The sequence below is a fragment of the Ruegeria sp. BG9 genome (genome assembly GCF_056538305.1).
On the sequence record NZ_JBQFSY010000006.1, the window covers coordinates 40,342 to 62,861 of the forward strand.

24 protein-coding genes and 1 tRNA gene are annotated in these 22,520 nt (G+C 59.5%); 9 read left to right on the plus strand and 16 right to left on the minus strand.

Annotation, left to right across the window (positions count from 1 at the left end; genetic code table 11):
• Positions 1–19 precede the first annotated feature (19 nt).
• Positions 20–751 (plus strand): hypothetical protein, encoded by a 732-nt coding sequence (locus tag ACR0I8_RS11425; protein WP_170691012.1) that lies wholly within the window; start codon positions 20–22, stop codon positions 749–751.
• Positions 752–755: 4 nt separating this feature from the next.
• Here ACR0I8_RS11425 and ACR0I8_RS11430 read toward each other — a convergent pair whose 3' ends face one another.
• On the minus strand, positions 756–1,145 hold the full coding sequence (locus ACR0I8_RS11430) for a DUF3307 domain-containing protein (RefSeq protein ID WP_170691013.1): 390 nt from the start codon (positions 1,143–1,145) through the stop codon (positions 756–758).
• Positions 1,146–1,361: 216 nt separating this feature from the next.
• Between ACR0I8_RS11430 and ACR0I8_RS11435 the strand changes: the two genes are divergently transcribed.
• The gene (locus ACR0I8_RS11435) at positions 1,362–4,358 is read left to right on the plus strand and encodes an ABC transporter transmembrane domain-containing protein (RefSeq protein ID WP_170691312.1); all 2,997 of its coding nucleotides are present in this window, start codon (positions 1,362–1,364) and stop codon (positions 4,356–4,358) included.
• A gap of 28 nt (positions 4,359–4,386) precedes the next feature.
• On the opposite strand, the gene ACR0I8_RS11440 is transcribed toward ACR0I8_RS11435, so the two are convergent.
• The 12 genes from ACR0I8_RS11440 to ACR0I8_RS11495 form a co-directional block, all read right to left on the minus strand.
• Entirely contained in the window at positions 4,387–4,680 is a 294-nt protein-coding gene (locus ACR0I8_RS11440) for a metalloregulator ArsR/SmtB family transcription factor (protein WP_170691313.1), read from the minus strand.
• A gap of 112 nt (positions 4,681–4,792) precedes the next feature.
• Positions 4,793–6,025, minus strand: coding sequence for a mandelate racemase/muconate lactonizing enzyme family protein (locus tag ACR0I8_RS11445; RefSeq protein ID WP_170691015.1), 1,233 nt, complete (start codon positions 6,023–6,025; stop codon positions 4,793–4,795).
• Position 6,026: 1 nt separating this feature from the next.
• A complete protein-coding gene (locus ACR0I8_RS11450) occupies positions 6,027–6,395 on the minus strand; it encodes a hypothetical protein (RefSeq protein WP_170377590.1) in 369 nt (122 codons plus the stop codon).
• A gap of 4 nt (positions 6,396–6,399) precedes the next feature.
• Positions 6,400–7,491, minus strand: coding sequence for a Zn-dependent alcohol dehydrogenase (locus ACR0I8_RS11455; RefSeq protein ID WP_170377592.1), 1,092 nt, complete (start codon positions 7,489–7,491; stop codon positions 6,400–6,402).
• 81 nt (positions 7,492–7,572) lie between these two features.
• Positions 7,573–8,772: a TCR/Tet family MFS transporter gene (locus tag ACR0I8_RS11460; protein ID WP_170691016.1), complete on the minus strand. Its 1,200-nt coding sequence runs from the start codon at positions 8,770–8,772 to the stop codon at positions 7,573–7,575.
• A gap of 97 nt (positions 8,773–8,869) precedes the next feature.
• Positions 8,870–9,583 carry an alpha/beta fold hydrolase gene (locus ACR0I8_RS11465; protein ID WP_170691018.1) on the minus strand — a complete coding sequence of 238 codons (714 nt, stop codon included), beginning with the start codon at positions 9,581–9,583 and terminating at the stop codon, positions 8,870–8,872.
• 11 nt (positions 9,584–9,594) lie between these two features.
• On the minus strand, positions 9,595–10,383 hold the full coding sequence (pcaD, locus tag ACR0I8_RS11470) for a 3-oxoadipate enol-lactonase (protein WP_170691020.1): 789 nt from the start codon (positions 10,381–10,383) through the stop codon (positions 9,595–9,597).
• 55 nt (positions 10,384–10,438) lie between these two features.
• The gene (locus ACR0I8_RS11475; RefSeq protein ID WP_170377600.1) at positions 10,439–11,413 is read right to left on the minus strand and encodes a threonine/serine dehydratase family protein; all 975 of its coding nucleotides are present in this window, start codon (positions 11,411–11,413) and stop codon (positions 10,439–10,441) included.
• The gene (locus tag ACR0I8_RS11480; protein ID WP_170377602.1) at positions 11,410–12,237 is read right to left on the minus strand and encodes an alpha/beta fold hydrolase; all 828 of its coding nucleotides are present in this window, start codon (positions 12,235–12,237) and stop codon (positions 11,410–11,412) included. Before ACR0I8_RS11480 ends, ACR0I8_RS11475 begins: the two co-directional genes overlap by 4 nt.
• Positions 12,237–12,923 (minus strand): haloacid dehalogenase type II, encoded by a 687-nt coding sequence (locus ACR0I8_RS11485; RefSeq protein ID WP_170377604.1) that lies wholly within the window; start codon positions 12,921–12,923, stop codon positions 12,237–12,239. Before ACR0I8_RS11485 ends, ACR0I8_RS11480 begins: the two co-directional genes overlap by 1 nt.
• 234 nt (positions 12,924–13,157) lie before the next feature.
• Positions 13,158–13,233, minus strand: a tRNA-Ala gene (locus tag ACR0I8_RS11490).
• A 139-nt stretch (positions 13,234–13,372) separates the two neighbouring features.
• On the minus strand, positions 13,373–13,699 hold the full coding sequence (locus ACR0I8_RS11495; RefSeq protein WP_170377607.1) for a TIGR02300 family protein: 327 nt from the start codon (positions 13,697–13,699) through the stop codon (positions 13,373–13,375).
• A 100-nt stretch (positions 13,700–13,799) separates the two neighbouring features.
• Here ACR0I8_RS11495 and ACR0I8_RS11500 point away from each other — a divergent pair, with 100 nt between their 5' ends.
• From ACR0I8_RS11500 to ACR0I8_RS11510, 3 genes are all read left to right on the plus strand, one after another.
• The gene (locus ACR0I8_RS11500) at positions 13,800–14,495 is read left to right on the plus strand and encodes a YgjP family zinc-dependent metalloprotease (protein ID WP_170691021.1); all 696 of its coding nucleotides are present in this window, start codon (positions 13,800–13,802) and stop codon (positions 14,493–14,495) included.
• A gap of 30 nt (positions 14,496–14,525) precedes the next feature.
• A complete protein-coding gene (locus tag ACR0I8_RS11505; protein ID WP_170691023.1) occupies positions 14,526–15,173 on the plus strand; it encodes a GntR family transcriptional regulator in 648 nt (215 codons plus the stop codon).
• A 112-nt stretch (positions 15,174–15,285) separates the two neighbouring features.
• Positions 15,286–16,416 (plus strand): lytic murein transglycosylase, encoded by a 1,131-nt coding sequence (locus ACR0I8_RS11510; protein ID WP_170691025.1) that lies wholly within the window; start codon positions 15,286–15,288, stop codon positions 16,414–16,416.
• A 4-nt stretch (positions 16,417–16,420) separates the two neighbouring features.
• Here the strand turns inward: ACR0I8_RS11510 and ACR0I8_RS11515 are convergent, their stop codons facing one another.
• Positions 16,421–17,383, minus strand: coding sequence for an acetyl-CoA carboxylase carboxyltransferase subunit alpha (locus ACR0I8_RS11515; RefSeq protein ID WP_170639227.1), 963 nt, complete (start codon positions 17,381–17,383; stop codon positions 16,421–16,423).
• A 123-nt stretch (positions 17,384–17,506) separates the two neighbouring features.
• Between ACR0I8_RS11515 and ACR0I8_RS11520 the strand changes: the two genes are divergently transcribed.
• Entirely contained in the window at positions 17,507–18,340 is an 834-nt protein-coding gene (locus ACR0I8_RS11520) for an AraC family transcriptional regulator (protein WP_170377616.1), read from the plus strand.
• On the opposite strand, the gene ACR0I8_RS11525 is transcribed toward ACR0I8_RS11520, so the two are convergent.
• Positions 18,341–18,937 (minus strand): LysE family translocator, encoded by a 597-nt coding sequence (locus ACR0I8_RS11525; protein WP_170691027.1) that lies wholly within the window; start codon positions 18,935–18,937, stop codon positions 18,341–18,343.
• A 73-nt stretch (positions 18,938–19,010) separates the two neighbouring features.
• Here ACR0I8_RS11525 and ACR0I8_RS11530 point away from each other — a divergent pair, with 73 nt between their 5' ends.
• Positions 19,011–19,463, plus strand: coding sequence for an Lrp/AsnC family transcriptional regulator (locus tag ACR0I8_RS11530; RefSeq protein WP_170691029.1), 453 nt, complete (start codon positions 19,011–19,013; stop codon positions 19,461–19,463).
• A 107-nt stretch (positions 19,464–19,570) separates the two neighbouring features.
• Positions 19,571–20,149 carry a PA14 domain-containing protein gene (locus tag ACR0I8_RS11535; protein ID WP_170377622.1) on the plus strand — a complete coding sequence of 193 codons (579 nt, stop codon included), beginning with the start codon at positions 19,571–19,573 and terminating at the stop codon, positions 20,147–20,149.
• 54 nt (positions 20,150–20,203) lie between these two features.
• Here the strand turns inward: ACR0I8_RS11535 and ACR0I8_RS11540 are convergent, their stop codons facing one another.
• Entirely contained in the window at positions 20,204–21,166 is a 963-nt protein-coding gene (locus ACR0I8_RS11540) for an L-malyl-CoA/beta-methylmalyl-CoA lyase (RefSeq protein WP_170691031.1), read from the minus strand.
• Positions 21,167–21,462: 296 nt separating this feature from the next.
• Between ACR0I8_RS11540 and dgcN the strand changes: the two genes are divergently transcribed.
• Positions 21,463–22,464, plus strand: coding sequence for an N-acetyltransferase DgcN (dgcN, locus tag ACR0I8_RS11545; protein WP_170691032.1), 1,002 nt, complete (start codon positions 21,463–21,465; stop codon positions 22,462–22,464).
• The last annotated feature ends 56 nt before the right edge of the window (positions 22,465–22,520 follow it).

Here is a 22,520-nt window from a genome sequence, read left to right on the forward strand (position 1 = left end):
GAAAAGGAGCGGATACGTGATGCCTCAGACGCCAAACAAAGTCCTGATCCTTGGCAGTGCGCCGTCAGCGGTAGCCGCCCGGGATTGGGACCGGACACCGTTCACGCATATCGTGGCCATCAACAACGCATGGCGCATTCGCCCGGATTGGGACATTCTGATCCACCCCGAAGATTTTCCGCCGGAAAACCGACCAACAGAGCTAACAAAAGACCAAAGGATCGTGACAGCCGAAGACTACGTGCCTCGGCAGAACGCCTATGGCGGTTTTGTCTATGCGGGAGGCACCATGGCGTTTACCGCAGGCTATTGGGCGCTGTCCGCCCTTACGCCGTCGGTGATTGCCTATTTCGGCTGCGATATGGTCTATCCCGGGTCGGGGAAGACGCATTTCTACGGCAACGGAACCGCTGATCCGCTGCGTACCGACATCTCATTGCGGTCGCTTGAGGCAAAGTCGGCCAGATTGGGCGTGTTCGCCGCGGCTCAGGGTTGTCGTATGGTGCGCTTGTCGGAGGGTGAAAGCAGGCTGCTCTATCCATCGCTTCGCGCGTCACGGATGGAAGACGTACCGATGCCGTCGACCGGTGGCGCGCATGACGCTTTGGTGGCCGAAGCGCGCCTTGGCTACTATGTGCCATCCGGGCGGTATTGGGAATCCGAGCAGCAGTTTGATCCTGACGAGTTGGATGCAGTGGACCGCCTTTGGATGTCCGCCTACCAGATTGCTCGAATGGACCGCGTCGCCTAAGACCTCAGACGGCGAAAGTGATCCAGGCCCAAACCATCGCAATATAGGTCAGGCTGTGCATCAGCTGGTCCAGCCCAGTTGCCCGCCAGAACGCGGCCTGATTGGGCTGTAGCTTCTTCTTGTCGGAATAGCTGGCCTTGGCGAAATCAATGTTGAAATGGATGATCCATTCCAGGGCCGAGATGATCAGGATAAAGCTGAGCGGTGCGCCAAACAGCAAAAAAATAAGGGCTGAGCCCACAACATGCACCCCTGCATGTTGCGCGCGTCCCAAATGAAAATACTCGCCACGCCCGGTCAGCATCTTGGGCGTCTGTAGATAGAAGTCCGCGAACATATGTTTGATCTGCAACAAGCAGAGCAACAGCAACACGGCACCATAGCTTTCGGGCAAACGTATCCTCCCGATATCGTCCTAAAGGGAACTCTAGGCGCTAAAATGCGTGTAGGCAAATGAACTAGTTCACACATGCGCAAAGATTGGCACTTTGTCGGAAACTATTTGCCTAGCAAAGCAAGATTACTGTAAATTCAGACTGTTAATTTTCCGTGCATCGTTTCGAAACCGGATCATTGATCAAAAGCAGGGACAGGTTCCATAGAACGCACGATTTTCCGCTTCATCTGGAAATACTCCAAACGCGACCAGTTAATCCTGCTGGCCGTGACCTCGACGTTGTTTCCGCTGCTCTATCTCACGCTTGAGCTGCCCAAGCGCATTATTAATGACGCGATTGGTGCCTCGAGCAGCGTGGTTCAGGTTTGGGGCTACAGCCTGCAGCAGACGAATTTCCTGATCATTCTCTGCTTTGCCTTTCTGGCGGCGGTGCTGGCCCACGGCCTGATGAAAATGCGCATCAACACAATGAAAGGTGTCCTGAGCGAGCGTATGTTGCGCCGCTTTCGCTATCAGTTGATCAGCCGCGCCCTGCGTTTTCCCCAACCCTATTTCGAGCGGGTCAGCCAGGGTGAGATGGTCTCGATGATCACCGCTGAAAGCGAGCCGATGGGCGGGTTGATGGGGGATGCGATCAGCCAGCCGGTTTTACAAGCGGGGCAGATGATCACCATCCTGTCGTTTCTGTTTCTGCAAAGCGTTTGGTTTGGTCTGGCTGCGGTGGCGCTGATCCCCGTGCAGGCCTGGTTGATTCCCAAGCTGCAGCGCCAGATCAACCTTCTCAACAAAAAGCGCATCCAGGAGGTGCGTATCCTTGCCGCCCAGATCGGCGAGAACGCGGCTGGGGCCTCGACACTGCGCGCAAATGGGGGCTGGCGGTATCGCCGGGCGATGATCTCGGATCAACTGGGACGGCTATTCGGGATCCGGTTCGAGATCTACCAGAAGAAGTTCTTTATGAAGTTCATAAACAACTTCATCTCACAGCTGACACCGTTCATGTTTTATCTGGTGGGCGGCCTGCTGGTCCTCCAAGGCTCGGTCTCGCTGGGCGCGCTGGTGGCGGCGTTGGCTGCGTATAAAGATCTCAGCTCTCCGTGGAAGGAACTGCTGACCTACTACAACCAGACGCAGGATATGTCGTTGCGTTGGGATGTGGTGATCGAACGGTTTGCGCCGGCTGGAATGCAGGATGAGGCGCTGTTTGAGGGTGAGCCAAAGACCCGCCCGCATCTTGATGGCGACATCGCTCTGGATCGGGTGTCGGTGCGCGATATGGACGGAAACCAGATCCTGGACGATCTTAACCTGACCTTCCCGCATGGAAAGACAATCGGCATCGCCGCGCCTAGCGAAGAAGACCGCCGCGCCATTGCCGAGCTGCTGACCCGTGAAATCCTGCCGAGCGCTGGGCGTGTCCGCATTGGCGAGCAGAATCTGGCCGAACTGCATCAGGGCGTCGTCGCCGCGCGGATCGGCTATGCGTCATCGCGGCCGGTGATGTTTCAGGGAACGCTGGGCGATAATGTGATGATGCCGATGCGCTACAAGCCCCTGTCGGAGGGGGGCGACGATCCCGGATTTGCCGAAACCTTGCGGGCGGGCAACAGCGCCGACCCTTTCAAGGCTGAGTGGCTGGACCCGTCTCTCGCTGGGCTGGATTCGGCGGATGCCCTGCGAGATTGGTGGCTGCAACTGATTGATGGAATGGGGTCAGGCGCGGCCTTGTTCCAGCGCGGGGCCGAGCAGGTTTTCGACGCTGCACTGCATCCGGAACTGGCGCAGAAACTGGTCAAGCTGCGACCGTTGGTGCAGCAGGCGGTGAAGAAGGCAGGGCTTGAGCAGCAGGCGCTGATCTTCGACAAGTCCACCTATAACCCGGCCTTGCCCGTGGCCGAAAACCTTCTTTTTGCCACGCCCCGTGTACCGGTCACGCAAGCGCTGTTGGCACAGCAGAGAGTCTTTCTGGGTCAGTTGCGCGAACTGGGGTTGGACGAGACTCTGATCGCGCTGACCCGTGATGTGATCGACATGCTGCGCCAGATCTTTGGCCTGGATGGAACAGATCACCCGCTGTTCCGCAAGTTGGGACTTGAGGCACAGACCTATGAAACAGCCGTCGAACTGGTCGAGCGCACCCGCAAGGAAGGCGCTGAGGGGTTGGACGACGAACAACTGGCAACATTGCTGGCGGTGCCTCTGGTCGTCTCGGCTGAACAGATCGGCCCGGCCTTTTCGGATGAGTTAAAGGATCGTATTCTGGAGCTGCGCCACAGCCACTCGGAAAAGCTGATGCGGCCGTTGATGGACGTCTTCGTGCCGCTGGACCCTGAGGCCGTCGCGCCCGGCCTGACCGTGATGGAGAACGCGCTGTTCGGCAAGGTCAGCGAGATCGGCGGCGCGCGCTCGGACGAGGTGCGCAAGCTTATTGTTGATGTTCTGGCCGAACACGGCGCGCGTCCGTTGGTGGTTGAGCTGATCTATGATGTGCCGGTCGCGCTCGGTGGCCAGAACCTGCCCGCAGTCTTTGCCGAACCCCTGGCGTTCACCCGTGCGACGATCAAGAAACCCGACATCCTGATCCTGGAAAACGCGCTGGCCAGCTATGACATGCAGACGCAGGTCGCGGTCTACAAAAACCTGCGCGCGCTGTTGCCCGAGACCACGGTCATCTATCTGAACGACCAATTCCAAAACCCCGATGTCTTCGACATGTATGTCGAGATCCGGCAAGGTCGGGTTGTCACGGATGAAGGACCGGGGGATGTGGAAGAGGATAGTGCCGCCTCGGCCGACTTGGCCCGCAAGCTGCGCGCCCTAGAGCAGACGCCGCTGTTTTCTGGCCTTGATCGGCGACAGTTGCGCCTGCTGGCCTTTGGTGCGCGGTGGTTTGATGCCTCTGCCGGGCAGGTGATCTTCCTCAAAGATGACCAGCCCACGGATGGTGCCTACGTTGTTCTCGAAGGCGAGGCGGGGTTGTATCTGCCCAAATCAGGCACGCCGGATGAGCTTATCCTACGCGTCGGCCCCGGGGCATTGGTTGGGGAGCTGGGCCTGATCCGCAAAGAGCCCCGCGCATTGAGCATGGTGGCCGAAACCGACCTGTCCTGCTTGCGCATCGGGGAAGAGGAATTCCTGGCCGTGGTCGAAAACGACGCGGCGACGGCGTTCAAACTGCTGCAGGTGGTTGCGGGATATGTCTCGAACTAGAGCCGTTTCGGGATAAGCCTGAAACGCTCTACTGTGAGTCTTTCGGCTTGCAGAACAGTTGATAGAGCAACTCGATCACCTGTTTCGTGTTGCCATCCTCAAGCGAATAAAACACCGTTTTCCCCGCGCGCCGGGTCGAGACCAAACCATCCTCGCGCAGGCGGGCCAGCATCTGGCTGACGGCGGCCTGCCGGATTTGTAAAAGCGCCTCCAGCTCTCCCACCGACTTCTCACCGTCTCCGAGGTGGCACAGGATCATCAGGCGGCCCTCATGCGCGAGCGTTTTCAGAAACGCGGCGGCACGGGCTGCGTTGTCTTTCATTTCCGCCAATCCGTCTGATGCCGGGGCTTGAGTGGTGCTGTCTTTCAGTGTCACCGGTCAACCGTTCTTCAACTAAGTCTTCTGACATTATGCCCTAAGAAACGTTATAATGTCACCCCTCAGATGCGGGAGCCCCACCCTGAAAGGCGTTGCCATTGGCATAATCGCACGGTTCTTCCTGCATCTGAAGGTGAAGCCCGTCGCCTTTGTAAGGATGCGCGCGAGCCAGATTTTCGTCCACTTCAATCCCAAGCCCGGCGGTGGTTGGAGGGGTCACGAACCCTTGCTCAACCCGGATTGAGCCCTTGATCAACTGGTCATGGAATGGCGTTTCAATGGTTTCCAGTAGCAACAGGTTCGGGATAGAGGCCGCCAGATGGATATTCGCAGCCCACTCCACCGGCCCGGCATAAAGATGCGGGGCCATTTGCGCGTTGAACACTTCGGCCATCGCAGCGACTTTCTTCATTTCCCAAATGCCGCCTGCACGCCCCAAAGCCGGTTGCAAAATCTCCGCCGCGCCTGCGCGCAGAACCGCGCCAAATTCGGCTTTGGTGGTCATGCGCTCTCCGGTCGCGACAGGTATGCGGACGTTGCGGGCGACGCGGGCCATGTCCTCGATATTGTCGGGCGGAGTGGGTTCTTCGAACCAAAGCGGAGAGTATGGTTCTATCGCCTGACCCAGCCGGATGGCACCGGCGGTGTTGAATTGGCCATGGGTGCCAAACAGCAAATCAGCTTTGTCGCCCACCGCCTCGCGGATTGCTTTGCAAAACGCAACGGACAGAGAGATATCGGACATCGCAGGCATGTGCCCGCCCCGGATCGTATAGGGACCGGCGGGGTCGAACTTAACGGCGGTATAGCCGCGACGGATCGCATCTGCCGCAGCCTCAGCCGCCTGTTCGGGCGAGGTCCAAAAGTCGGTCAGGTTGTGCTGGGGCAGGGGGTAGAGGTAGGTATAGGCGCGAATACGGTCATTCATCTTGCCGCCCAGCAGCGCGTAGACCGGTCGGTCGCGGTCTTTGCCCAGAATGTCCCAGCATGCGATCTCAAGCCCCGAGAACGCGCCCATGACAGTCAGGTCCGGGCGCTGCGTAAAGCCCGAGGAATAGGCACGGCGGAACATCAACTCGATGTTTTCCGGATTCTCGCCCTGCATGTGGCGTTCAAATACATCGCGGATCACGTGGCGCATAGCGTCTGGTCCAACCGAGGAGGCGTAGCACTCGCCCCAGCCGGTGATGCCGGTATCCGTAGTCAGCTTGACCAAAATCCAATAGCGACCGCCCCAACCGGGGGCGGGCGGGGCCGTGACGATAATATCGAGGTCTTGCAGTTTCATCTTAGCCCTCTCGTGCTTGGTCAAAGGCAATAAGTTCGCGATCAATCTCGGCCACCACCTCGGCGCTGCCAAAGAACGCCATATCCGGGGCGTCGACATCGTCCATGAAGGCCTGAATTTCGATCAGCGCTGGTTTGCCGTCGAAACTGCCCTCGATCTGCCAACGGCTGCTTTGGTCCACGGGCAAATCCGACAGGTTCTCCGCGATCTGGGTGACCAGTGCTTCGGGCAGCCCAAACCGGGGATTGTTGGCGAGGCCTATCAGGAAAGGCGGTACCTCTGCCAGATCGAAATTCATCGACGTCTCCGAGGTGGACGGCGCAGGTTTCGCCGCCTCGGGTTTGAAGAGATCGGTCAGGAAACGCAACATCGGCCTACCTGTCGAACAGGATCACATTGCGCTTGGCGGAGCCGGTTTTGGTATCGGCAATCGCCTCATTGATCTGATCCAGAGACCAGCGGCCCGAGATCAGTTCATCCAGCTTCAGCCGCCCCTGCTCATAGAGGTCGATCATCCACGGGATATCGCGCTGGATGACCACGTCGCCCATCTTTGACCCTACCAAACCCTGTCCCAGCGCGGCGAGGATCACCGGCTCATAGCTGGCTTCGTCCCCGGAATGGGGCATGCCGATCATTACGGCTTTGCCGCCCAGACCCAGATACCGTGGGGCCTGATCATAGGCGGGGATCGCGCCGACGGTGATCAATACCGCATCCGCGCCGCGCCCGCCCAGTGCTTTGTAGGCTGCTTTCCAAGGTTCTTTCAGACTGGCGAGGACGCCGTGGGTGGCACCGAACTCCTTGGCGATCTCAAGCTTCTCTTCGGTCATGTCGACCGCAACGATACGGCGCGCGCCTGCGATCCGAGCGCCTTGGATGGCGTTAAGGCCCACGCCGCCCGCGCCGATCACCACTACATCCTGACCGGGGCGCAAGCCTGCGGCGTTCACCGCTGCGCCGACCCCGGTGATCACACCACAGGACAACAGGCTGGCGAGATCTTTGGGTAGCGTTTCCGGAATCCGAACGATCTGCCGGTGGCTGACGACGACTTTCTCGGCGAAGGCGCCGCAGGCCATCGCCTGTTCCAAAGGCCCTCCGTCGCCCGTGCGCAACGGACCTTGGACCGTGTCATAGGGGGTTTCGCAGATCGTAGGTTTGCCACCCGCACAGGACGGGCAAGAGCCGCAGGCCCGGATCAGTGTCACAACCACCGGGTCGCCCAGTTTGAAATCCCCTGCAGCCTCGCCCACTGCGCTGACCACCCCGGCGGCCTCATGCCCATAGACAGCGGGCAGGAATCCGCCCCATGCACCATCGGCATATGAGATGTCCGAATGGCAGATGGCCACCGCGTCCAGTGTAACCTCGACTTCGCCGGTGCCGGGGGCGGCCAGTTGGACCTCTTCTATGGTCAGAGGTTCCCCGAACGCCCGGCATACGGCGGCTTTGATGGTTTGCATGTCGTCCCTCGCTTCGTTTGGTTTACGGTGGCGCGGGAATTGGCATCTCGCAAGACGGAAACCGTCACGGATATGTCGGTATTACGCCACGGCAGGTCGAGCGCGCAGAAACAGCAAGAATCCGGCGGCCATAAGGACCAGTGCCAGGAGGAAAGGCGCTCCGGGAAGGTAGAGCGACGTGTCTGGCCGGATGAACCACGCAAACACGCTGGTCATCAACAGGGGCGAGATCACCATGGACAAGGCATGCAGAGAGGTCAGGACGCCCTGAAGTTCACCCTGTTGCGAGTCTGGCGTCGCGCGCGAGGTCAATGCCTGCAGCGCGGGCGTGATCACCGCGCCCAAGGCGGTGATCGGGATCAGCATCAGGGCGATTGTGCCATTGGTCAGGAAGGCTAGCAGAGCGAAGCTGATGACCTCAAAACCCATGCCGCAGATAATGGTCATGCGTTCCCCAAGATGACGGGTCGCGGGTCTGATCAAACCGCCCTGAACGGCGGCCATGCCAATGCCATAGACGCCGAGAGACAGCCCGATCATCTGTGGCGACCACCCGAAACGCTCGGTCGTGAAATAGGACCAGATCGCGGGGTAGACGTAGATTGACACTGAGTAGAGGAAATAGACCCACAGTAGGGGGCGAACTCCGGGCAGGGCGGCGATGGCCTTTAACGCGTTGACAGGGTTGGCGCGTCGCAAGCTGAAGGCACGGCGGGTTTTGTCTGTGACCGTTTCGGGCATGACCATCAGCCCGAGGCCGAACGAGAGAGCGGACAGTGCTGCGGCCGCCCAGAAAGGCGCACGCGTTCCGTATTCGGCAAGCAGGCCGCCCATTACGGGACCCAGAACAAATCCCATGCCAAAAGCCGCGCCCAGCAGGCCGAAATTGGCGGCTTTGTCTTCTGGTTTCGAGACATCTGCCATGAAGGCAGCCGCCGTCGCGTGGGTTGCGGCTGTAATCCCGCCCACAAGACGACCGATCAAAAGCAACCAGATGCTGCCCGCGATGGCCATGACCACATAATCCAAAGCCATCACAAACAACGAGACCAGCAAGACACGCCGACGGCCATAGGCGTCTGACAGGTTGCCCAGAATAGGCCCGAACACGAATTGCATGGCGGCAAAGGCAGTGCTGAGGACGCCTCCCCAAAGGGCGGCGTCGGCAAGCGTTCCGCCCTGCACCTCGACGATCAGTTGCGGCATGATCGGCATCACTAGACCGATACCCATCGCGTCAATCATGACGGTCAGAAGAACAAAGACAAATGGCAGACGCATGGAACCCGGCTATATGACCCATCGCTCACACTAGAGGGGCCAGCGGGATGAGGGAAGGGCGCTGTGTAGCCACCCAGGATGACGTCTCGTCAGTCAGTTACAGCTTGTCCGACAGCTCATCCAATATCTGCGCCAGATGGCGCGGGTGCGAGAAGAACGGAGAGTGGGAGCTGTCGATATCCCGCCGCAGATGTGCTGGAATTCGCTCGCTCATGTCTTTCTGATAGGCCGGAGGGATAGTGTGGTCTTCGGTGGTGCGGATATAGGCCTTTGGGACCTGGTCAAAGTGATCCCCCAATGAAAGCGGTGTGTCTTGCGGCTTGATGGCCTGCGGGCAGAGCCGGGCGAATGCATAGGGCAGGATCTCGGGCGTGCAATCATGATAGAACAGGTCCTGAACGCGGTCGGGATGCACGGTATAGGATAGCCCATCGGTGGATTTGTCGACCGCATCGCCAATGGTTTGCACCGGACCACGTCTTCGCATGTCGACCAGAGACAATCCGTCCTGCGGGACATAGGCGCAAAGATAGATCAGGGCACGCATGGCGTTCGGGTCGGCCTCGGCTGCGGCGCTGATCGGGTAGCCGCCCCAAGAATGCCCGACGAGAATCGCGTCTGGTGTTGAGGCCGCGAGCACGGCGTCTCGGCAGCTCTCCAGCGTGACATCGCAGATCGGCGTCGGGTCCGAGCCGTGGCTGGGCATGTCGATGGAACGGGCGGAGTGGCCGAACGCTTCAAGCTCGGGTATCAGGTCGCGCCAGCACCAGGCGCCGTGACAGGATCCATGGACCAATAAAAATTCGGCCAAGGGACGCTCCTTCAGATGTGACCGATCTCGGTCAGGAATTGCCGCAAAAGGGCAGCGTATTCAGCGGGTTTTTCGACGCAGGGCAGGTGGCCCACCCGGCGCATCAATTCGAACCGCGAGCCGGGGATTAGGTCCACCGTTTCGCGCACCAAATCCGGCGGGGTCGAGCCGTCTTCATTGCCCGCGATCCCGAGGGTGGGCAGGCGCAGGCCGCTGGTCGGCGTGAAAAAATCGGTGCCTGCAATGGCGGCACAACAGCCCAGATACCCTTCGGTTGGCTGACTGACCATCATCTCGCGCCATGCGAGGTGCTGGTTGGCGGCCCGAAAATCGCGCGAGAACCACCGCTCCATCGTCGCATCGGCCAGCGCTTCGATTCCACCGGTGCGGACGGCCTCCATCCGCTCCTGCCAGATTTTCGGCATCCCGATCTTGGCAGCGGTGTTTGACAGTACCAGCCCGCGGACCTGATCCATCCGTTTCACCGCCAGCCCTTGGCCTATCATACCACCAATCGACAAGCCGACGAAGACGCAATCCCGGATTTCGAGGTAATCCAGCAGCGCCTCGGCATCGCGGATCAGCGCGCCCATGGCGTAAGGCGCAGGCGGGACCGAGGATTGGCCGTGCCCTCGCTTGTCGTAGCGAATGATCCGCAGCCTGTCGGGCAGATGTGGCAGCGCATCGTCCCACAGGTGCAGATTGGTACCCAGCGAGTTTGCAAACACGATGGGCGCACCGTCCGGCGCGCCATCAATCCGGTAGTTTAGCTGAACGCCACCCAGATCAGCGATCGTCATGTTTTGGTTCCTTGCTCGGTCTGTGCGTGCAGATTGCACAAACCCGATATGGGTGTCAGGTCAGGAATTCCAACGCACGCGTAAAGACGCCGGGATCAACATTTCCGCCCGAGGCGACAACGATCACGTCATCCCCTTCGACTTGATCCTTTCGGAACAGGGCCGAGGCCAGCGATACCGCACCGCCCGGCTCTAGCACGATCTTGAGGCGCAAAAAGGCCAGTGCCATGGCGTGCAGCGCCTCGTCCTCGGTCACGGATAGGCCGGGGCCGCAGAGGCGGTTGAGGATCGGAAAGGTAATGTCACCCGGTTGCGGGGTAAGGATTGCGTCACAGATATTGCCTGCAGTTGCAGGATTGCCTTGGATCTGCCCCGCCTGGAGCGAGCGTTTGACGTCGTCGAACCCGTCCGGCTCACATGGGCGGGCACGCAGGCCGGGGGCGTGCGCCTCAAGCGCAAGCGCGATGCCCGAGGTCAGACCGCCGCCGCCGCAACAGACCAAAACGTCAGCATTTTTTACGTCTGCGGCTTTGGCTTGGTGCGCGATCTCAAGCCCGGCGGTGCCTTGCCCTGCGATGACTTGGGGTTCGTCGTAGGGGCGGATCAGGGTCAGTCCGCGCTCGGAGGCGAGCGCATTGCCAATCTCTTCGCGGCTTTCCTTGGCTCGGTCGTACAGAACAACTTCACCGCCCAAGGCACGCGTGTTGTCGATCTTCAGCTGCGGCGCGTCCGAAGGCATGATGATCACCGAAGAGATCCCGTGCTTCGCTGCCGCCAAGGCCACCCCCTGCGCATGATTGCCCGAGGAATAGGCGATCACGCCGCGCTGCCTTTCCGCCTCGCTCAGTGCCGAGATGGCCGACCATGCGCCGCGGAATTTGAAGCTGCCGGTGTACTGGAGGCATTCGGGTTTGACCCATACCCGGCGCCCGGCGATCTCGTCCAGAAAGGGTGAAGTCAGAAGGGGCGTCTCGCGAACATGCCCTTTCAGCCGATGGGCAGCGGCTTCGATCAGCTCTAGTGTACTCATGCTTGGTCCAGAATCTTGCGAATAACGGCGAGGGATTGCGGCTCGTCCAGAAAAGGCACATGTCCGCGATCCGGGACTTCAGCCGTGATCAGGCCCGGGTGGCGGGTCTGCATCTGTTTCAGTGTTTCTTGGCTCAGGATATCAGAGTTTGCGCCGCGCAGAACGCCCGTCGGAATGCCCTTTAGCGCCTCGAAGAAGGGCCATAGGTCCGGCACAGCGCCAACTGCGGCTTGCTCCACCAGGGCCGTGCGAAGGGCCGGATCATAGCGCAAGGCCAGCCCCTTGGTCGTCTCCTGATACTGGTTCTCGGCCTGTGAGCGCCAGATTGCCAATGGGACGCTCGGGAAATGAGGCTCCATCACCGCCTTCAGGACGGCGGCGGCCTCATCATAGGTCTTTGAGGTGGGTGCTGCGCCCACGTAGTCCATGATCCTAGAGATACCTGAGGGTTCAATCACCGGACCTACGTCATTGAGGATCACGCCCGCCAGCCGGTCCGGCTGCAGCGTCGCGAGCGTCATCGCAACCATCCCGCCGCGCGACGTGCCCAAAACCACCACTCGGTCAAGGTCCAGATGGTCCAGCAGCTCGACGACATCCTGAGTTTCGCGCAGGACGTTGTAGTTCGCGTGGTTCGGATCATGATCCGACTGCCCGCGCCCCCGCGCATCCAATGTGATCAGGCGGGTATCGTCCATATGCGGTGCGAGAAGCGAGAAATCGCGCCCGTTGCGCGTCAGTCCGGCCAGACAAAGAAGAGGAACGCCAGCGCCACTATCCTCATAGTGCAGCCGAATCCCGTCAGACGTTTTGAATTCACCCATTACAGCCCGGCCAGTTCGGGGATTGAGGTCAGGTCAGACAGAACATGCGCCGGTTTCCACGGCAGTCGATCCATCGGTTCGCCAGCGCGATTGACCCATGCGGTAACAAAGCCGTATCCGCTTGCCCCGGCAGCGTCCCAACCGTTGGAACTGACGAACAGAACCTCATCGCGGGCACATCCGAACCGGCCCTGCACAAGATCATAGACCTTGGCGTGGGGTTTGAAGATACCGACGCTTTCGACCGACAGCACATCGTCCAAAACATCGCCAATACCGGCCGATTGCACCGCGCCATCCAACATGGGAGGCGACCCGTTCGACAGAATCGCCGTCTGCAACCCGCCCTGTTTCAGGGCCTGCAGCATCTGGGGCACCTCGGGATAGGCGCGCAGCTCCCAATACAAATCCAGCAGCCGTTGGCGCAGTTTGCCGTCCCCTTGCAGCCCCGTCGCCTCGAGCGCCCAGTCCAACCCGTCTTGTGTGACATCCCAGAAATCGCAATGAGCGTCTGCGACGGCGCGCAGCCATGTGTATTGCAATTGCTTCAGCCGCCAGTGATTTGCCAAATCCGGCCATGTATCGCGGAGAGCCTCAAAGCCCGGCTCGGCAGCGGCTTGACGTGCCGCAGCGGCTACATCGAACAATGTGCCATAGGCGTCAAATACACAGGTCGTGATTGCCATCTACTCTCTCCACTTTTTCTGGCGCAAGGTGGCACAAGAGGGCGGTGCAGGAAAGAGCCAAGGTCCAACATCATTTTGTCAGGCGCGGGATAGTCAGGCGCAGTGCCAGTAGCAGTTTGCACTTTTGCCGATGCGAGAGGCCAGGCATTTCTTCCGGCAGTCTCAATGCTAACGAGACGTGCTCATCCCCTGTCGCTCAAGGAAGCAAAACCAATCCGACAATGATCTGAGATTTGGTGGAGCCTAGGGGAGTCGAACCCCTGACCTCTTGCATGCCATGCAAGCGCTCTCCCAACTGAGCTAAGGCCCCTTCCGGGTGCTGCCGAGGCAGTGGGCGGACGTTTATGAGACAGCGCGCACGAGTGCAAGAGCAAAATTCGAATTCTGCGAAAAACTAGGCGCCGCCTCGCAAACGAAAAAGGGCGGCCAGTGGCCGCCCCCGTATCGGATCAGTTTTCGTCTTCCGAGGACATGTCTTTGATGTCGTCCAGCGAAACATCATCATTGCCGTCGTCGTCATCGTCCAGCAGATCATCATCCAGGTCGACGTCGACATTGTCGTCATCATCCAGAACCAGATCATCCTCGGATGCGTTTTCGCGCGCTTTCTTGGTTGCCGCATCTTCGGCATCGGCGGCGATCATCCGGCTCTTGCCGGTTTCAAGTTCCACGATCTCGCCCGTGTAGGGGCTGACGATCGGGTCTTTGTTCAGGTCATAAAACCGCTTACCGGTGGTCGGACAAACGCGCTTTACGCCCCATTCTTCCTTGGGCATGTCAAATCCCCTTGATATCAGGTGAGTCGTCTAAAAGATTCAGTTCACCTGCCACAGGCGGCGGGTGCTGTCAAAGCCTTTGCGCGGAAGAGGACGGGATATGGGGGAACACGCTTTGCCGGGCAGGCCGCCGGTGCCGCTGACGCTGCGCAAATCCGCGCGGGCGCGGCGGATCAGCCTGCGGATTTCCCAATTGGATGGGCGGGTTACTCTGACCTACCCAAACGGCGTGCCCGAGGTTGAGGCGTTGAACTTCGCGCGTAGCAAGGAAGATTGGATCCGCCAGAATCTGGCGGGTCAGCCCGAGAGGGAGGACGTTCGCGTCGGCGGCCTGATTCCGGTCGAGGGCATTGAGCGCCGAATCGTCCCGGCAACCGGTCGGCGCGTGCAGTTGGGCGCGGACACGGTGGCTGTCCCGACAGGGGCTGAGGGGCGTCGTTTGGCCCGCTTCCTCAAGGAACTTGCGCGGGATCGTTTGAGCGAGGCCTGTGATGACTACGCCGCCATTCTGGGCCGGTCCTACACGACCCTGTCAATGCGGGACACGCGGTCGCGCTGGGGGTCGTGCAGTTCCCACGGCGGGTTGATGTTCTCGTGGCGCTTGATTTTGGCTCCGCCCGAAGTTCTGCACTATGTCGCTGCGCATGAGGTGGCGCATCTGGCGGAGATGAACCACTCGCCGGCTTTCTGGGCGCAGGTGGAGCGTATTTTCGGTCCCTATGATACACCGCGTCGCTGGTTGAGGGACAACGGAGCCGTGTTACATCGCTTCCGATTTGACGGGCCAGCGAGTTGACGTCACCGAATTTTGTGATCACATGAGGCCATGATAACGACACGGCCCACGGACTCGAGCATCGCAACGCATGATCGGGTCTATCGCACCCTGAGATCGCGCATCCTGCACGGAGAGATTGCGCCGGGCCAGGCTTTGACCCTCAGGGGCATTGGCAAGGAATTCGGTGTCTCGATGACGCCTGCACGCGAAGCGGTGCGCCGGTTGGCGGCTGAGGGGGCTTTAATTTTGTCGTCATCGGGGCGCGTCTCGACGCCCGAGCTGACAAATGACCGAATTGAAGAGCTGGCAGCCCTGAGGGCGCTGTTGGAGGTTGAACTGGCCAGCCGCGCTTTGCCCCGCGCGCATATGGCGCTGATCGACCGGTTGCAGAGCATCAATATGAACGTCGCCGAGATGGTGACCAAGCGCGATGCGGTGGGCTATATCCGGACGAACCTGGAATTTCACCGGACGCTCTACTTACGCGCGCAGGCGCCTGCGATGCTGGCCATGGCTGAAACTGTTTGGCTACAACTTGGCCCGACCATGCGCGCGCTTTATGGTCGTTTGCGGCGCACCGAGCCGCCGCATTACCACAAGCTGATCATTGCCGCGCTGAAGGCGGGGGACGAGCCGGGCCTGCGCCTCGCGGTCCGGTCAGACGTGACGCAGGGCTTGCGGTTGCTGGTGAGCTGAGCAACCAACCGCCGAGCGTCTCGATCAAATCCAATCTTGGCTTGTCATTCTGGTTTGCGGGCGCGGACTGCGCTATTCTGGGGCAAATCACAAACAAGAGCAGATTTTAGTCATGATCGATAGACGCAAATTCTCCGTCGGCCTTGGGGCGACCTTGCTGGCCGCATGTAGCGATGCCACGGCACCGGCGCGCGCGCCTGCATCCCGAATGCAGCCTGTTTCCAATGCGGGCTATGATGCCTGGGTGGCGGGTTTCAAATCCCGTGCCTCGGCGCAGGGTATCTCACAATCCACGCTGAACCGCGCGTTTCAGGGGGCAGGCTATCTGCCCGGCGTGATCGAACGGGACCGCAATCAGGTCGAGTTCAAACGCTCGCTTGAGGATTATCTGGCCATCGCTGCCTCGGATGAGCGGATCGGCACCGGCAAACAGATGCTGCAGCGCTATAACGGTGTTCTGTCGCAGATTGAGGCGCAATACGGCGTCGACAAAGAGGTCGTCGTGGCCGTTTGGGGGCTGGAGAGCCGCTATGGTGCGCGGCGCGGTGATGTGCCGGTGATCTCGGCAACCTCGACCCTGGCCTATGACGGGCGGCGTGGCGCGTTTTTCGAAAAGCAACTGATCGCGGCCTTACAGATTATTCAGGCGGGGGACACCTCGGCGGACAACATGACCGGCAGCTGGGCGGGCGCGATGGGGCATACGCAGTTCATTCCGACCTCGTATCTGGCCTATGCGGTCGATTTCACCGGTGACGGGCGTCGCGATATCTGGTCCGAGGATCCGTCGGACTCGCTGGCCTCAACCGCTGCCTATCTGTCGCGCGCGGGGTGGGTGCGTGGTCAGCCCTGGGGCGGTGAGGTCGGCACCGTTTCCGGCACCCCCGTCGCCGTTTTGCAGCCGCAGGTGCCGGGGCCAAAGATCGCCGTGTTCCGCAATTTCAACGTGATCAAACGCTACAACAATTCGGACAGCTACGCGATCGGCGTGGGCCATCTTTCCGACAGGATCGCCGGCGGCGCGCCGTTCAAGGCATCGTTCGGACCGGATGAAACAGGGCTCACACTGGAAGATCGCAAAGAGTTGCAACGCCGCCTGACTTCGGCCGGGTTCGATACAGAAGGCGCGGACGGCGTGATCGGCAAGAAATCCGAAGCCGCGATCAGCGGCTATCAGCGCGCAAACGGTCTGCCGGTCACCGGCAAGCCTTCGGTTGAGCTGTTGCGCCGGTTGGGCGGCTGACGGTTTACGCCGCCAGCCCTTTTGAGCCGATATCCAGGAACTTCTGACGGCGGTCCTTGATCAGGGCCGCCGCATCCTTACCGTCCAATTCCTTCAACATGGCGGCGATGGCGGCACGGACCGATTCAATTGCAGCCGGACGATCGCGATGGGCGCCGCCTTTTGGTTCGGTGATGATGCGATCGCAGACACCCAGCTTATAGAGGTCCTGCGCGGTCAGGCGCAGCGCTTCGGCGGCCTCGCGCATCTTCTCGGCGTCTTTCCAAAGGATCGAGGCGCAGCCTTCGGGAGAAATCACCGAATAGACCGAATGCTCCAGCATCGCGACGCGGTTCGCCGTTGCAAAGGCTACAGCCCCGCCAGAGCCACCTTCGCCGATGATGACAGAAACCAGAGGCACGCCGATTTTCAGGCACATCTCGGTCGACCGGGCAATCGCTTCGGATTGACCACGCTCCTCTGCGCCTTTGCCGGGATAGGCCCCGGCGGTGTCGATCAGGGTCACGACCGGCAGACCAAAGCGCCCGGCCATCTCCATCAGGCGGACGGCTTTGCGGTATCCTTCGGGACGGGCCATGCCGAAATTTCGTTCGATCCGCGATTTGGTGTCAGAGCCTTTCTCATGCCCGATCACCATCACCGGCTGATCGTTAAACCGGGCCAACCCGCCGATCACAGCCAGATCGTCGGCGAAGTTGCGATCCCCGGCCAGTGGAGTGAACTCGGTGAAAAGCTCTTTGACATAGTCCTGACAATGGGGGCGCTCGGGGTGACGCGCGACCTGACATTTCCGCCATGGGGTCAGATCGGCATAAAGCTCATCCAGCAGCTTGGCGGCTTTAGCATCCAGAGCTGAGGCTTCTTCGGCCACATCCATCTCTTCATTGGCGCGGGCCAGGGCGCGCAGCTCTTCTGCTTTGCCTTCGATCTCGGCCAGCGGTTTTTCGAAATCCAGATACTGGGTCATGACGCCTCTCAACGCGGAAGTTCCCTGCTATATGACGCGTGGTCGCTTGGGATGCAACTCAGCAAGATTTGTGAGAGCCGATTATGCGACCACGATTGGGCAGAGAGAAGGAAGGGATGCCAAATGGCAACCAGTTACGAGGATCGCATCCTGCGGGTGCTGGCCTATATCCACGATCACCCCGATGGAAATCTGTCGCTGGATGCGCTGGCCGATGTCGCCGCGATGTCGCGGTTTCATTGGCACCGCGTGTTCCGCGCGTTGACAGGCGAAACCTGCGCCCAAGCGGTACGTCGGATACGGCTGCACCGTGCGGCGGTCCAGCTGGTCCGGTCAGACAGCTCGGTTTCGCAGGTTGCGCATTCCGTTGGCTACCCCAACCCGAACTCTTTCATCCGGGCCTTTACCGAGGCCTATGGCAGCAGCCCTGCCGCTTTTCGCAAAGCCGGTCAGTTTCTGCCAGCCCATCCAAACTTCAAAACCGGAGGATATCCGATGCATCCCGTGACCACCCGAACCGAACCCGCCCGCCGTGTGATCGCCCTTCCGCACAAAGGCGCGTATTCCGAAATAGGCAAAAGTTTTGAAGCGTTCGGCGCACTGTGCGAATCTCGTCAGCTTTGGCCGCAGGTTGGCCCTGTGGTTGGTATTTACTTTGACAGCCCAGATGAGGTGCCAGAGGATCAGTTGCGCAGCTATGCCGGGGCCGAATTCCGTGGGAAAGGTACTCCCGATGGGATGGAGGACGTGCAGATCGCCGGGGGAAAGACAGCGGTGCTAACCTACAAAGGGCCCTATTCTGGCTTGGAGGCCGCCTACCACAGTCTTTTTGGAAACTGGTTGCCTGAATCAGGGGAAGAGCCAGCAGATCAACCCTGCTACGAGATCTACCTCAACGATCCGCGCGACACCGTGCCCGAGGATCTGTTGACCGAGATCTGCCTGCCGCTGAAGTGATCAGCTCGGCCACAATACCGGATAGAGCGAGGCCACTAGCAGGGCTGCCATTGTCCAGTTGAATACCACCAACCGGCGCGGATTCGTCAGGAGCCGCGCCATTTGCTGCCCCAGGACCGTCCAGGTGCTGACTGAGGGCAAGTTGACCGCTCCGAACACAAGCGCAACGATGATGATGACATTGAGAGTCTGACCCGGCGCATAAGCCGTTGTCGCGGTCAGCGCCATAGCCCAGGCCTTTGGGTTGACCCATTGAAAGGCGGCGGCCTGTAGAAAGCTCATCGGCGTGCCCACGTCAGCGCCTTTCTCGGCCGGTGCGGCATGCGCGATCTTCCACGCCAAATACAACAGATACGCGACCGAGGCTGCCTTCAGCACCGTGTAGCTGACCGGGTATTGGTTGAACACCTGCACCAGACCCGTGCCAACCAGCAGCACCATGAAGGTGAAGCCAAGCCCGATTCCCAGCATATGAGGAATCGTGCGCCGAAAGCCGAAATTGGCGCCAGATGCCATCAGCATCAGGTTGTTCGGTCCCGGCGTAATGGACGAGACGAAGGCAAAGGCGATCAGGGCCAAAAGGATATCGTAGGTCATGCGGGGGATATTTACCCCATATGGCGCAAATGAAATTGCGTTATTGTGCGTGAGTGATCTAGTTTAACAATTAATGACGAAAATGGATCGAATAAACCGCGAAATATTGCGTGAACTCTCAACGGATGGGCGCATCAGCAATCTTGAGCTTGCGGATCGTGTCGGGCTATCTCCGTCGGCCTGTTTGCGCCGCGTGCAAGAGTTGGAGAAGGCCGGAGTCATCACCGGTTACCGCGCTATTCTGGACCCGACCGCGCTTGGCAAGGGGTTTGTCGCCTATATCGGCGTTGGTCTGGGAGAGCATACAAAAGCCGCTCAGGAAGGGTTTGAACGGGCCTTGCAGCGCGCGCCCGAAGTGGTTGAATGCCACAATATCACCGGCACGATCGAATACCTTTTGCGCGTGGAATGCGCGGACCTTCCGTCGTACAAGGTTTTTCACACCGATGTGCTTGGAACACTGCCCCATGTCACGTCGATCACGTCATATGTGGTCATGGGTTCGCCGAAGGATTTGAGAGCGTAGCTTGCCTTTCGCGCTGGCATCACACCCTTGCGAGGTAAAAGCTCAGGTCTTAGGGTCTTTGGCAAAGACGCCCAAGACAAAATGGGCGCGTATACTGGGAGACCACTATGAACCATCTTCAAATTGGGTTGATCGCGTCCGCGCTAACCATTCTTGCTGGACACGTCGGGGCGGCGCCGCTCAAGCTGGAACCGGCTAACCCGCAACCTGGCAATGTGCAATCCGGCCTCAATGTGAAATATGCATGGAACGGAACGCAGCGCAAAATTCGCGATCTGAGCCACGCCAAGTCCTTACTGCCTAATGCCGAAGTCGGCACACCTCTGCTTGGATTAGACTACCGAGACACTAACAAGGGTGACCCTGTTCTGACTTTCGGGGAATCCGTCAACGTCGTGGCTGATATCAACGGATACATTCGCTTTGATTCCCCTGGCATTTATGAGCTTGAAACATGGTCCAATGATGGGCTCGAGGCATTTGTCGGAGGGCAACAAATCGGGTTTGTTAGGGGCATTCAGGGTTGCGAGGCCAACCAAAGAACCGAAGTCGAAGTTCCAAAAGCCGGATGGTATCCACTTCACATCGTCTACTTCCAGAAGCTCGGCACCTCTTGTTTGATGATGAAATGGGGCAAGCAGGGCGAAGACTTTACTTGGACGCCTGACAGCGCGTTCGGCCGCTGAAAGCAGGACCTGCAGTAGGAAGAGCGCCAAATTGGCGCTCTTTAATTTTTTGCTTTAGCCGTTCGCAGCGATCAGCTCGGATTGCGCTACGATGACTTCCGCCTGTTTGATCGACGCGATGTCGACCAGACGGCCTTTATATACTGTCGCACCTTCGCCGTTGGCCTTGGCCTGTTCCATTGCCGCCAAGATTTCGCGGGCCTCGGATACGGCCTCGTCCGACGGGGTGAAGACCTGATTGGCCAGTGCGATCTGTTTGGGGTGGATCGCCCATTTGCCGACCATACCCAAAGTGGCCGAACGTTTGGCCTGTGCGATATAGCCCTCATCGTCGCTGAAATCACCAAAGGGTCCATCGACCGGCAGAACGCCATGGGTGCGGCACGCGGCGACGATGGCCGCTTGCGCCCAATGCCACGGGTCTGACCAATGCTTCTCGCCTTCGCGCAGCATGTAGTAGTTCTCTTGCGTACCTCCGATTCCGGTGGTTTGCATGCCCATGGAAGCGGCGAAATCCGCAGCACCCAAGCTCATCGCCTGCATCCGGGGCGATGAGGCTGCAATTTCCTCGACATGGGCAATACCCGCAGCGGATTCGATGATCACTTCAAACGAGATCGGCTTGCTCCGACCCTGGGCGCGCTCAATCGCGGTGACCAGAGCGTCCACGGCGTAGACATCCGCCGCGCAGCCGACCTTGGGGATCATGATCTGATCAAGGCGGTCTCCGGCTTGTTCCAGTACGTCCACCACATCGCGGTACCAATAGGGTGTATCCAGCCCGTTGATCCGCACGGACATGTATTTGTTGCCCCAATCGACGGTGTTCAGCGCCTCGATGACATTGGCGCGGGCGACGTCCTTGTCAGAGGGTGCAACCGAATCCTCAAGATCCAGGTTGATCACATCCGCAGCAGAGGCCGCCATCTTCGGGAACAGCTTTGTGTTCGAGCCGGGGCCGAACAACTGGCAACGGTTTGGCCGCGCCGGAGCGGCGGGTTGGATGCGGAAACTCATCGGGACCTCGCAAGAGTAATGAAGTTACGTTTTGGTTCTCGTTCGGGATATTAAATTGCGCAATGCGGCGCAAGGGTCATTGTGCAGATGCGGCAATGCGTGCGCAGCATTTCTTGCGCAAGGCACAGTTTGCGAGTGCTTAAAGATTGTTCAGTTTAAAAACTTCGAAGAATTTTGCGATCAGGCGTCAAAATGCGCGAAAAAATATTGGTGAGGGGATGCATGTGGTGAAAATTCGCGAAACGCTCGTTCACGTGGTTCTTTAGTTTGGCGCGGAATCAAAGGAGTGCGACGCAATGATCGAGACACCGTATCTGTTGTTTTTGGGCGATGCGCCTGACCAGTTGGCTGCCAAAGTTGCCATCGGCATCCGTGACTGGCGTCCGGAAAACGCTGTAGGCCAGTACCGCATGGAGGGCTGCAAGGCCGATCTGGGTATGACGGACATGACTTTGGCCGAGGCGAAAGAGGCCGGCGCGAAGACGTTGGTGATCGGTGTTGCCAACCGTGGCGGCGTGATCAGCGAGGCCTGGAAAACCGTTCTGATCGAGGCGTTGGAAATGGGCTATGACATCGCGTCGGGCCTGCACAACTTGCTGCGGGACGAAGGCGATCTGGTCGCGGCCGCCCAGACCCACGGCTGCACCCTCCACGATGTGCGCGTGCCGACCGTTGGATACCCCATCGCAAACGGAAAAAAACGCAGCGGCAAGCGTTGCCTAGCTGTCGGCACCGATTGCTCGGCGGGGAAGATGTATACGGCGATGTCGATGGATGCCGAGATGCGCAAGCGCGGCATGAAATCCACTTTCCGTGCCACTGGCCAGACCGGTATTTTGATCACCGGTCAAGGTGTTCCACTCGACGCGGTTGTCGCGGATTTCATGGCGGGTGCGGTCGAATACCTGACGCCCGACAATGATGAAGATCATTGGGATCACATTGAGGGGCAGGGCTCTTTATATCACGTGTCCTATTCGGGCGTCACGATGGCGCTGGTCCATGGCGGTCAGCCCGATGCGTTGATCTTGTGCCATGAGCCGACCCGGACCCATATGCGCGGCCTGCCCGAGTATTCGCTGCCGACGCTGCAGCAGCTGCGCGACACCGCCCTGCCTCTGGCGCGGGTTGGCAATCCGGCCTGTCAGGTTGTTGGCGTTTCGGTCAACACCCAGCACCTCAGCGAGGATGAGGCCACGGCTTACCTGGCTAAGGTCGAGGAAGAGATGGGCCTGCCTACCACTGACCCTTACCGCTTTGGTGCTGGAAAACTGGTGGATGCTCTGTCCGCTCTGTGATCAAAGAAACCCGCCGGAGGATCGTCTTCGGCGGGCATATTTTTGAAAAGATGAAG

Excerpts from the sequence above, each read along its gene's own strand:
- ACR0I8_RS11455 (WP_170377592.1), bottom strand. The coding sequence starts at position 7,491 with ATGCAAACCATCAAAGCCGCCGTATGCCGGGCGTTCGGGGAACCTCTG.
- ACR0I8_RS11425 (WP_170691012.1), top strand. The coding sequence starts at position 20 with ATGCCTCAGACGCCAAACAAAGTCCTGATCCTTGGCAGTGCGCCGTCA.
- ACR0I8_RS11460 (WP_170691016.1), bottom strand. The coding sequence starts at position 8,772 with ATGCGTCTGCCATTTGTCTTTGTTCTTCTGACCGTCATGATTGACGCG.
- ACR0I8_RS11440 (WP_170691313.1), bottom strand. The coding sequence starts at position 4,680 with ATGAAAGACAACGCAGCCCGTGCCGCCGCGTTTCTGAAAACGCTCGCG.
- ACR0I8_RS11495 (WP_170377607.1), bottom strand. The coding sequence starts at position 13,699 with ATGCCCAAGGAAGAATGGGGCGTAAAGCGCGTTTGTCCGACCACCGGT.
- pcaD (WP_170691020.1), bottom strand. The coding sequence starts at position 10,383 with ATGACGATCGCTGATCTGGGTGGCGTTCAGCTAAACTACCGGATTGAT.
- ACR0I8_RS11535 (WP_170377622.1), top strand. The coding sequence starts at position 19,571 with ATGAACCATCTTCAAATTGGGTTGATCGCGTCCGCGCTAACCATTCTT.
- ACR0I8_RS11515 (WP_170639227.1), bottom strand. The coding sequence starts at position 17,383 with ATGACCCAGTATCTGGATTTCGAAAAACCGCTGGCCGAGATCGAAGGC.
- ACR0I8_RS11500 (WP_170691021.1), top strand. The coding sequence starts at position 13,800 with ATGGGGGAACACGCTTTGCCGGGCAGGCCGCCGGTGCCGCTGACGCTG.
- ACR0I8_RS11450 (WP_170377590.1), bottom strand. The coding sequence starts at position 6,395 with ATGTTGCGTTTCCTGACCGATCTCTTCAAACCCGAGGCGGCGAAACCT.
- ACR0I8_RS11480 (WP_170377602.1), bottom strand. The coding sequence starts at position 12,237 with ATGGGTGAATTCAAAACGTCTGACGGGATTCGGCTGCACTATGAGGAT.
- dgcN (WP_170691032.1), top strand. The coding sequence starts at position 21,463 with ATGATCGAGACACCGTATCTGTTGTTTTTGGGCGATGCGCCTGACCAG.
- ACR0I8_RS11485 (WP_170377604.1), bottom strand. The coding sequence starts at position 12,923 with ATGGCAATCACGACCTGTGTATTTGACGCCTATGGCACATTGTTCGAT.
- ACR0I8_RS11540 (WP_170691031.1), bottom strand. The coding sequence starts at position 21,166 with ATGAGTTTCCGCATCCAACCCGCCGCTCCGGCGCGGCCAAACCGTTGC.
- ACR0I8_RS11510 (WP_170691025.1), top strand. The coding sequence starts at position 15,286 with ATGATCGATAGACGCAAATTCTCCGTCGGCCTTGGGGCGACCTTGCTG.
- ACR0I8_RS11475 (WP_170377600.1), bottom strand. The coding sequence starts at position 11,413 with ATGAGTACACTAGAGCTGATCGAAGCCGCTGCCCATCGGCTGAAAGGG.
- ACR0I8_RS11525 (WP_170691027.1), bottom strand. The coding sequence starts at position 18,937 with ATGACCTACGATATCCTTTTGGCCCTGATCGCCTTTGCCTTCGTCTCG.
- ACR0I8_RS11505 (WP_170691023.1), top strand. The coding sequence starts at position 14,526 with ATGATAACGACACGGCCCACGGACTCGAGCATCGCAACGCATGATCGG.
- ACR0I8_RS11530 (WP_170691029.1), top strand. The coding sequence starts at position 19,011 with ATGACGAAAATGGATCGAATAAACCGCGAAATATTGCGTGAACTCTCA.
- ACR0I8_RS11520 (WP_170377616.1), top strand. The coding sequence starts at position 17,507 with ATGGCAACCAGTTACGAGGATCGCATCCTGCGGGTGCTGGCCTATATC.
- ACR0I8_RS11445 (WP_170691015.1), bottom strand. The coding sequence starts at position 6,025 with ATGAAACTGCAAGACCTCGATATTATCGTCACGGCCCCGCCCGCCCCC.